The sequence below is a fragment of the Malaciobacter halophilus genome (assembly GCF_002837275.1).
GTDB lineage: Bacteria > Campylobacterota > Campylobacteria > Campylobacterales > Arcobacteraceae > Malaciobacter > Malaciobacter halophilus.
Map to the genome: position 1 here is coordinate 23,758 of NZ_NXIF01000024.1, position 10,358 is coordinate 34,115.

Below are 10,358 nucleotides of genomic sequence, written 5' to 3' on the forward strand. Positions count from 1 at the left end.
CATTATTATAGTAAAATCTTACTATGAATAATGATTTGTTTAAAAATGCAATTGCCTTAACAGGTGGAATTTCAACAGGAAAAAGTACAGTTTGTAATCTATTTAAACTTCATGGTTTTTTAACTATTGATGCTGATAAAATTGCCCATAAACTTCTTGATGAGAATAGTGATAAAATCAGTAATATGTTTGGTACACAATATGTAAAAAATGGTAAAGTATTAAGAAAAGAGCTTGGAAAAATCATCTTTTCAAATGAAGATAATAAACTAAAACTTGAAGCTTTACTTCATCCTTTAATTAAAGAAGAGATTATAAAAGAATCAAAAGTTTTTGAAAAAGCAAATAAACCTTATTTTATTGATATACCTTTGTTTTTTGAAAAGATGCATTATCCTATTAGTAAATCTTTAGTTATTTATGCACCTAAAGATATTCAAGTACAAAGACTTATGAAAAGAGATAATATCAATAAAGAAGAAGCCGAACTTAAAATTTCAAACCAAATGGATATTGAAAAGAAAAAAGAGTTAGCAGATTTAGTAATAGATAATTCAAAAGATTTAAAAAACCTTCAAAAAGAAGTTGAAAGAGTTATTGGGGAGATAATATGACATATACAAAATATAGTGCAAGTGGGAATGATTTTGTAATTTTTCATTCTTTTACAAAAAAAGACTACTCAAAAGAGGCAATTAAGTTATGTAATAGAACAGAAGGAATAGGAGCAGATGGCTTAATTGTGCTTGTTCCACATAAAGATTATGATTTTGAATGGCTATTTTACAATAGTGACGGAAGTCATGCTGCAATGTGTGGAAATGGTACAAGAGCTTGTGCTCATTATGCTTATTCAAATGGCTTAGCACCATCTAATATGAAATTTTTAACAGGTGCAGGAACTATTGAATCAACTGTTGAAAAAGATATTGTTCAAACACAACTTACTAAACCTATTTTGATTAAAGATGAGTTTATTCAAGATGGTTTTACTTGGTATTTAGTTGATACAGGAGTACCTCATCTTGTAACAATAGTTGAAGACTTAGAAAAATATGATAATAGTTTAGCATCTAAGATGAGATATGAATATAATGCAAATGTAAATTTTGCAAAGATTGAAGATAAAAAAATCTATGTAAGAACTTATGAAAGAGGTGTTGAAGGTGAAACACTTGCTTGTGGAACAGGAATGGCAGCTTGTTTTCTAAGAGCACATAATTTAAGATTAGTAGATGATATTGCTAATGTATATCCAAAAAGTAAAGAAGAGTTAACTCTTACAAAAAAAGATGAAATACTTTACTTTAAAGGTGCTGTAAAAAAAATCTTTACAACATCAATTAATTAATAAGAGGGGAAATATGAAATTTAGTGCACCATTAAAATCAGATTCAATAAAAGTTATGCTTTTAGGAAGTGGAGAGTTAGGCAAAGAAGTCGTAATTGAAGCTCAAAGATTAGGAGTTGAAACAGTTGCAGTTGATAGTTATAATAATGCACCTGCACAACTTGTTGCAAATAAATCTTATACAATCAATATGAAAAATAAAAATGAGATTTTAGATGTAATAAGAAGAGAAAAACCTGATTTTATTTTGCCAGAGGTTGAAGCTATTAATATTGATGCTTTATTTACAGCTGAAAATGAAGGTTACCATGTAATACCAAATGCAGATGCTGTAAACAAAACAATGAATAGAAAAAATATAAGAGAGTTTGCAGCAGTTGATTTAAAACTTCCAACTTCAAAATATGAGTTTGTATCTACTTTTGAAGCCTTAAAAAAAGCAGCTTTAAATATTGGTTTTCCTTGTGTAATTAAACCTGTAATGAGCTCATCTGGACATGGACAAAGTATTGCAAAAAGTGAAGATGATTTAGCCTCTTCTTGGGAACTTGCGAAGGAAGCTAGAGGAGATGCTAGCGAACTAATAGTTGAAGAGTTTATCTCATTTGATTATGAAATTACACTTTTAACAGCAAGAAATGAAAATCAAACTGTATTTTGTGAACCAATAGGACATATTCAACAAGATGGTGACTATATCTTCTCATGGCAACCTATGAATATGAGTGAAACTGCAAAAAAAAGATCTCAAGAAATTGCCAAAAAAATCACTGATGGCTTAGGCGGAAGAGGTATTTTTGGAGTAGAACTTTTTGTTAAAGGTGATGATGTTTATTTTAGTGAAGTAAGTCCAAGACCACATGATACTGGAATGGTTACGATGATTACTCAAAGCCAAAGCGAGTTTGCACTTCATATTAGAGCAGTGCTTGGTCTTCCTTTAGATTTTATTGATTATGGAGCAGGAGCAAGTGCTGCTTATAAATCAAAAAATGATAGCTTTAATCCACAAATAGATGTTAATAATACTGTATTTACTAATACTTCTTATGTAAGAGTCTTTGGAAAACCTCAAAGCCACAAAGGAAGAAGAATGGCCGTTGCTTTAACTTTTGATAAAAATAGTAGCGATAAAGCTTTACAACAAGCAAAACAGATTATAGAAAATTTTGATGATTAAGACTCTTCTAAAGATTCCAATATTGGAATCTTTAGAGTAAACTCTGCTCCTTTAAAACTATTTCCTTCATATTCAAACTCTTTATTTTTTACAGATATTTCACCATTCATATGTTTTACTAAAATCTCTTCACACATATAAAGTCCTATTCCTGTTCCTAAACTTTTATGTTTTGTTGTAAAGTATGGTTCAAAAATTTTTCCTATAACATTTACAGGTATTCCCCCTGCATTGTCAAGTATTTTCAATACTGCATTGTTCTCTTTATCTTTAAAAATATCAACAAAAATATATTTATATTCAAGCTCTGACTCTTCTAATGCATCTCTTGCATTGTTTATTAGATTCATTATTACTTGAATAAGTTCATTATCAAATCCAAAAAGATTAATATCTTCAATATTTTCAACAATATCAATCTCTCTATTTTTAAGTTTTGAACTAACTAAAAAAAGCGCTTTTTTATAAGTATTTACAATATTAAAGCTAACTTTTGCTCTATTTGGTTTAAAAAAATCTCTAAAATCATCTATTGTTTGAGATAAGTGGTTACCTGATTTTACAATTGCATCTAAAACTTCATCTAAAAACTCATCACTTAAAGTCCCCATCTCTTTATGAATTTTTACACTACTTGCACTTGTTGTTATTACAGATAAAGGCTGCCTCCATTGATGTGCAATATTCTCAAGCATTTCACCCATTGCTGCCATTTTAGACTGATGATGAATCATCTCTTCATTATCTTTTAATTTCTTTTGTGCTTCTTTTATATCTGTAATATCATTTGCTATAATTAGAAGTTGTTTATTTCCATATCTATCAGTAATTGGCTTTTTAATTGATTGGAAATATCTTATTTTACCAGTTACAATATCAGTTGACTCCTCATAAACTAGTTTAGTTTCATCTAAATCCATAATCTCTTGTACACTTTGTAAATAGTGTTTTACTTGGTCTTCATTTGGATTATAATCAGCATCACTTTTACCTATCATATCCTCTGTTGTAGTGTTATAAAGTCTAGCTATTGCTTGATTTACTAAAACAAATTTTCCTTCATAATCTTTTACTATAATAATATTTGGATTCTCATCTATTATTGTATGAAGAAATTTTCTTTGAGAGATTATATCCTCTTCTCTTTTTTTCATCTCTGTAATATCTTCAATAATTGCCAATACATAAAGTATTTCATTAAGCTCATCTTTAATAGTAGATACAGTTACATTACACCATAAAAGTTCACTATTTTTAGTAATATATTTTTTAGTAATCTTATACATTCCGATTTCATTATCAATAAGCTTATTGAAATACTCTTCATTTAAATCTATATTCTCTTTGTGTGTTATATCAAGATATGTTTTACCTAAAATTTCATCTTGAGAATAACCAAGCATATTTAAAAAAGCCAAGTTAGCCTCTATCATTTTTCCAGTTTTATCAGAAATTAAAATACCTAAAGGAGAAAAGTCAAAAATTGCTTTTAATCTCTCTTCTTTCTCTTCAATATACTTTTGTATCTCTTTTTTCTCTGTAATATCTTGCCCTGAACATATAACTTGTGTAACTTTATCATTCTCTTGTATATAAGAGTTTCTCCATGAAATAAACTTTCTTTGTCCACTTAATGTAACTATTTCGTTCTCTACAAACTCATTTATTTGCATATTTTTATTTGCAATCTGTTTTATTACATTTTTTATATAAGCTCTTAACTCTATTGGAATAAAATTATCAACCCAATTTAATGAAACTATTTTTTCTTGTGAAATTCCTAAAATTTCACAAGCTTGTTCATTGGCAAAAATAACATTAGCATCTTTATCCAATATTAAAAAAAGACCTTTTGTAATATTTAGATATTTTAAAATACTATTGTCAATTTTTTTTTGCATCTTCTTACCTTTGTTACATACACTTAACTTTTTTATTTTAACTATACAATTATTATAATTTTTTATTTAAAGAAAGTAAAGTTTTATATAAAATAATTTTTCTTCTTTTATAGTTTATGCACTTATTATATGTTATTTAATCTTTATCTTTATATAATACGCGCCTTATTTAATCTAAAGGAATAATTTTGCAATACAATTATAATACTACGAACTTACTATCCAAAAAAATTAATGATACAGCTATTATTGGAACTTTATATTTAGCTGCACAAAAAAATATAATGCATGCACCTATGTATGGAATTGATTATGATAAAACTGCTCTTAACTTAAATAAGGTAAATTTATGTAAGAATGCCACAAATGGATGTGTAACAGCCTGTATTTATCATAATGGATTATTTCAAAATTCTCATTTTAGTAAAAACAAAATAAAGCAAGCAAGAATAAAAAGAACTTTCAAATTCTTACTTCAAAAAGAACAATTTTTTGAACAGCTAATAAAAGAGATAAATGCTTTAAAAAGAAAAGCAAAAAAACACAATTTAAAACTTCTAATTCAATTAAATAAAACTTCTGATATTTTATGGGAAAAGGAATCGTTTACATATAAAGAAGTTAAATACAAAAATATCATGGAACTGTTTGAAGATGTAGAATTTTTTGATTATACTAAATACAATATCTTAAAAAGTAGAAAAAAAACTCCTAAAAACTATACACTAATTTACTCAAGAGCAGGTTTACATAAAGGAAAACTTGTTGATTCATGGGAAGAGTTACAAAACTATTTAAAAAATCAAATTAGTATTGCAATAGTTTGTACAAATGAGATAAAAAATAGACTCTTAGAACAAGCACAGCACGAAGGTTTTAAAATACTTGATGCTGAAAACTTTGAAAAAGGTGTAGATACTCTTGATAACTCAATACAAGGAAGTATTTTACTTCATGAAGCTAAAAAAGGAACAAATATAAACAAAAACAGTGCTTTTGTACTAGAAACAACTGAAGATATTCAAAACTATTTATATTAAACAATAACATCAAAACTAAGTTTAAAACATGCACCTTTATACTCAACACCTTCGTGTGTAAAGGTTTTGTTTGAAACTTGAATTTCCCCTTTTAAACTATCTTTTATAATCTGCTTTGACATATACAATCCAATACCTGTACCTTTTTTCTCTTTTGTTGTAAAATAAGGCTCAAATATTTTATTTATAATATCTTTAGGTATTCCTCCTGCTGTATCTGTTACTTTAATAATTGCTTTATCTTCTTCTTTTTTTACATCTATAAATATTAATCTTCTATTTTCTACACTTTTTAAAGCATCCCTTGAATTATTTAAAATATTTATTAAAACTTGAACTAACTCATTTTCTGAACCGTTTATTTTAATAGCATCAATATTTTTAATAAAATATATATTGTTTATATCAAACTGAGAGCTTAATAGTTTTAATGTCTTTTCAACTACATCTTTTAAATCAAAATCAACTTTTTGTTTATTTGGTTTAAAAAAGTTTCTAAAATCTTCAATTGTATTTGATAAATGTAATACAGAATCATGAATACTATCCATACCTCTATAAAAGTTTTCATCTTTTAAAATTCCCATTTCTTTTTCAAACCTAAGCCCAGTAACAGCAGTAGATACAACAGATAAAGGTTGTCTCCACTGATGAGTAATATTTGCTATCATCTCACCCATTGCTGCCATTTTTGATTGTTGGGCTAGAATAGCATCTTTTTCTCTATTTTTTTGAGCCTGTTCTAAAATCTTTGATTTATAATCAAAAAAACTTTTTTCTAAAAGTTTTATGACATAAATAGATACTAAAAGCATAAATATTGTTAAAGCAGTTGCTAAAATAAAAAATGATTTTATTGTTTTTTTATCCTCTTCTTCCAAACTTTTAACTCTTTGATTTATCTCTTTTTTTAAAGAGTCTTTATAAAAAGAGGCATAAATTACCCAATCCCATCCATCTAAAGCTTTTACAAAAGCTGTTTTTTCATAAAATTTTTCTTTATTTTTTTCAGTAGTATCTTTATAACTAATATATCCTTCTTTACTTTTCTTAGCAAGTAAACTCATCTCTTTGTAGGGTTTAAAACCACTTTTAGTTTGTAGATTTTGTAGATTTTTTAAAGCATATTCATTATTTAAAGTAAGTAATTTTCCATCATTTTTCATAACAGAAATCACTCTATTATCTAAATATCTAATAGTTGAGATATATTGTAATATTGACTGTTTTAACTCATGTTCAAAATCTTCTACATATTCCCCTGTTCCTACAAAAATATTATAAGGTTTAAACATTTTATGAAAGCCTATTTTTCTTTTAACCTTTTTACTTTTAGGTTCTTGCCAATACCAATCATCATAAGTTTCATCTTGTTTTTTAAGAACAGAAATTCCTTCTTGGACTATTTTTTTGCCAGTTATATCTTTATAATCCCATAGTGAACGTCCTTCTAAAAATTTCAATATGGGATGAAAAATATTATTGCCTTTCATATCATATATATAAAAATAACCTCTACCATCTAAAAAACGCATATTTTTTAAAGCAGCTTTAAAAAGCTCTATTATTTGCTCTTTTGATTTTGTATCTTTATACTCTTCATAAAGCCCTTGCATAACAGAGTGTGCTTCATATACTTGATACTTAATTAATTTTTTTAATTTTTTCTCACTATTTTGTTTATGAAATTGTATATAGTTATATACTCTATTAACTTCATTTTTAATTCTTTGTTTTTCACTATTAATAAATTTAGACTTTACACTAATTATCTCTTTTTTATAGTGTCTTTCATGTTCAATCAAAAAAAGATATGCTCCAATTATGGCAATTGCCATAATTAAAAAGAAAGGGAAGAATCTAATAATTCTAATTATAAAGTTCTCTTTTTTTGATAACATAACTCTACTTTTGTTTTTTATTGATTATACATCATATAAAATTATTTTTATATTTAACTTTTAAATCTATATTAATATAGCTTTTTGTGTTCAACACTTTTTAGTTATAATTACTAAAGAGGTAAAAGCCATGACTTACAAAGATGAAAAAAAGCTTATTAACTTACTAAAATACTCTCCTTTAATTTTTATTTTTTTTATATTTGTCACTATTAGTCTTTTTTTATATTCTCAAAATAAGAAAAATTTCGAAAATGATAAAAGAGTTTTAGAAGAAAACTTCATTAATTCTAATAAAAAAAATATCAAAAATGATGTAGAACATATTCACAACTATATAAATAGAATTCAAAAAGAGACAGAAGAAGAGTTAAAAAAGAGTCTAAAACAAAGAGTTTATGAAGCTTATGATATTGCCTTAAGCATTTATAATTCAAATAAAAATCTACCAAAAGATATGATAAAAAAAATGATAAAAGATGCCCTTGTAAATATTAGATTTTTAGATGGTAGAGGCTATTTTTATATATACTCTTTTGATTATGAGTGTATCTTACTACCTGTAAACAGAGATATGGAAGGGTCAAATTTTTACTATTTTAAAGAAGGAAAAGGTAAATATCTAACAAGAGAGATTATTAAATCACTACAAAATAAAAAAGAGAGTTTTTTAAAATGGTATTATCATAAACCAAATGATATGAAAAATCAGTATGAAAAACTTGGTTTTAATAAATACTTCGAACCTTTTAATTGGTATATTGGAACAGGTGAGTATATAGATGATTTTGAAAAAAAACAACAAGAAAAAGTCTTAGAGTATATAAGTAAATTACAATACAAAAAAGATTATATCTTCGTAATAAATTCAAAAGCACAATACCTTAGTCATCCAGTTAAAAAATTTATAAATAAAGATGCAAAAATAGTAAACAATGTAGAACATAATAGTATTGACTCTATTATAAATAAATCAAAAAATAGTAAAAAAGGGTATATTACTTATAAACAAAAAGTTCGTTTTGATAATAAAAAAGATTTAGTTAAAACAAGCTATTTTGAGTATATTCCAAAGTGGGACTGGATAATAGGAAAAGGCTTTTATAAAAGTGATATAAAAGAACAGTTAGAAATTAGAAAAAAATTTTTAGATAAACAGTTCAATGAAAATATACAAACACTTTTTGTGATTTTGTTTTTTATTATGTTAATCTTTTTTGCACTTAGTCTTTATTTGTCTAAACATTTTGAAGAGATATTTAATAAATATAAAACTTCAATCCAAAAATATATCAATGAAAAAACAAGACAACAAAGAAATCTTGCTTGTCAAGCAAAAACAAATGCGTTAGCAGAAATGCTAGTTAATATTTCTCATCAATGGAGACAACCTTTATCAATAATTAGTACTCTATCAACTTCTATGCAAGTTCAAAAACAACTTAATAGTTTAGAAGATAAAGAGTTAATAAAAAATCTTGATACTATAAATAACACTACGCAAAAACTATCTAAAACTATTGATGAGTTTAATACACTTTTTAAAAGTCAAGATACAATCTCTACTTTTACAAGTGATGAACTTTTAGAAAAATGTTTTAATATTGTAAAGTTTGATAAACAAATCTCAATAAAAACATCTATTGATTCTATAACTTTAAATAGCTACAAATCTGATTTAATTCAAGTATTAATAAATATATTAAAAAACTCAAAAGAGGCTTTTTTTGAATCTGCTACAAATAATAAAACCTTAGATATAAAGATTAAACATAAAAATAAAAATCTTGAAATAGTTATAGTTGATAATGCTCTTGGCATAAATAAAAAGACTCTTTCAAGAGTTTTTGAACCATACTTTACAACTAAATATAAATATCAAGGTAAAGGCAATGGTCTTTTTGTATGTAAAAATTTAGTTGAAAATAGTTTAAAAGGGACAATTGAGATAAAAAGTATTAAAAATGTTGTTGAAGTAAAAGTAGTAGTTCCTAAATCTATAAAAGAGTAAGTCATAAGCTTACTCTTTTAGTAAAATATTATAAGTTATCTTCGTTTTTAGCAAGATATTCAGCAACACCTTCTTTGTCTGCTTTCATACCTTCATCACCTTTGTTCCATCCTGCAGGACAAACTTCACCATGTTCATTAGTAAATAACATTGTATCAACCATTCTAATCATTTCATCAATATTTCTTCCTAATGGTAAGTCATTGATAACTGCATGTCTAATTGTTCCATCTGCATCTAATAAGAATGAACCTCTTAATGCAACTGATTCGTCAAATAATACATCAAAATCTCTTGCAATTTGTTTTGTAATATCTGCTACTAATGGAAATTTAACTCTTCCAATTCCACCTTTTTCTACTGGAGTTTCTCTCCATGCAAAGTGAGAGAATTGAGAATCAATAGATACACCAATTACATTTACACCTCTTTGTCTAAATTCATCTGCTCTTTTAGAGAATGCAATAATTTCTGATGGACACACAAATGTAAAGTCTAGTGGATAAAAAAATACTACTGCACCTTTTTCACCGATATTTTCGTATAAATTAAAATCCTCAACAATTTGTCCGTCTGCTAATACTGCTGCTGCTGTAAAATCTTTTGCTTTGTTTGTTACTAACATAATTTTTTTCCTTTATTAATTTTTGTTTTTTCGTTTTGTTGATGAAAGTATATAGAAATCTTTTTAATTTAGAATTGACTAATTTTATTAGGAAAAATTTTTAAGAAAAATTTTATTTATTTATAATCTTTTTCTTAAGATAATTTTTATCCTTTAAATAGTATGATTCCATCATAAATTATACAATATTAAACAAAGTAAGGAATTAAGTATGTTAGATTTAGCGATAATAGGTGGAGGGCCAGCAGGATTAACAGCTGGATTGTATGCCACAAGAGGTGGATTAAAAGATGTAGTAATGTTTGAGATGGGGATGCCAGGAGGACAAATCACTGGAAGTTCAGAAATC

The 10,358-nt window shown here is 26.1% G+C and carries 9 protein-coding genes; 6 read left to right on the plus strand and 3 right to left on the minus strand.

The genetic code is table 11. The annotated features are described in order from the left end of the window. Nucleotides 1-23: 23 nt before the first annotated feature. Genes coaE through purT form a run of 3 tightly spaced genes read left to right on the plus strand, consistent with a single transcriptional unit; the run spans nt 24 to nt 2,531 of the window. Nucleotides 24-614 carry a dephospho-CoA kinase gene (gene coaE / locus CP960_RS06395; protein WP_101184588.1) on the plus strand — a complete coding sequence of 197 codons (591 nt, stop codon included), beginning with the start codon at nt 24-26 and terminating at the stop codon, nt 612-614. Then, nucleotides 611-1,351, plus strand: coding sequence for a diaminopimelate epimerase (dapF, locus tag CP960_RS06400; protein ID WP_101184589.1), 741 nt, complete (start codon nt 611-613; stop codon nt 1,349-1,351). The genes coaE and dapF overlap by 4 nt, the downstream gene beginning before the upstream one ends. A 13-nt stretch (nt 1,352-1,364) precedes the next feature. Continuing rightward, on the plus strand, nt 1,365-2,531 hold the full coding sequence (purT, locus tag CP960_RS06405) for a formate-dependent phosphoribosylglycinamide formyltransferase (RefSeq protein WP_101184590.1): 1,167 nt from the start codon (nt 1,365-1,367) through the stop codon (nt 2,529-2,531). Here the strand turns inward: purT and CP960_RS06410 are convergent. Beyond that, nucleotides 2,528-4,432, minus strand: coding sequence for a PAS domain S-box protein (locus tag CP960_RS06410; protein WP_101184591.1), 1,905 nt, complete (start codon nt 4,430-4,432; stop codon nt 2,528-2,530). The genes purT and CP960_RS06410 overlap by 4 nt on opposite strands. A gap of 188 nt (nt 4,433-4,620) precedes the next feature. On the opposite strand from CP960_RS06410, the gene CP960_RS06415 reads away from it, so the two are divergent. Further along, entirely contained in the window at nt 4,621-5,472 is an 852-nt protein-coding gene (locus tag CP960_RS06415) for a GP88 family protein (RefSeq protein WP_101184592.1), read from the plus strand. Here CP960_RS06415 and CP960_RS06420 read toward each other — a convergent pair. After that, complete coding sequence (locus CP960_RS06420; RefSeq protein ID WP_101184593.1) at nt 5,469-7,373, minus strand: sensor histidine kinase; 1,905 nt, start codon at nt 7,371-7,373, stop codon at nt 5,469-5,471. The genes CP960_RS06415 and CP960_RS06420 overlap by 4 nt on opposite strands. A gap of 130 nt (nt 7,374-7,503) precedes the next feature. Here CP960_RS06420 and CP960_RS06425 point away from each other — a divergent pair, with 130 nt between their 5' ends. Further along, nucleotides 7,504-9,384: a sensor histidine kinase gene (locus CP960_RS06425; RefSeq protein WP_101184594.1), complete on the plus strand. Its 1,881-nt coding sequence runs from the start codon at nt 7,504-7,506 to the stop codon at nt 9,382-9,384. Nucleotides 9,385-9,412: 28 nt separating this feature from the next. On the opposite strand, the gene CP960_RS06430 is transcribed toward CP960_RS06425, so the two are convergent. Next, complete coding sequence (locus CP960_RS06430) at nt 9,413-10,009, minus strand: peroxiredoxin (protein ID WP_101184595.1); 597 nt, start codon at nt 10,007-10,009, stop codon at nt 9,413-9,415. 211 nt (nt 10,010-10,220) lie between these two features. Between CP960_RS06430 and CP960_RS06435 the strand changes: the two genes are divergently transcribed. Continuing rightward, on the plus strand, nt 10,221-10,358 hold a 138-nt coding region (locus tag CP960_RS06435), incomplete at its 3' end, for an FAD-dependent oxidoreductase (protein WP_133121142.1).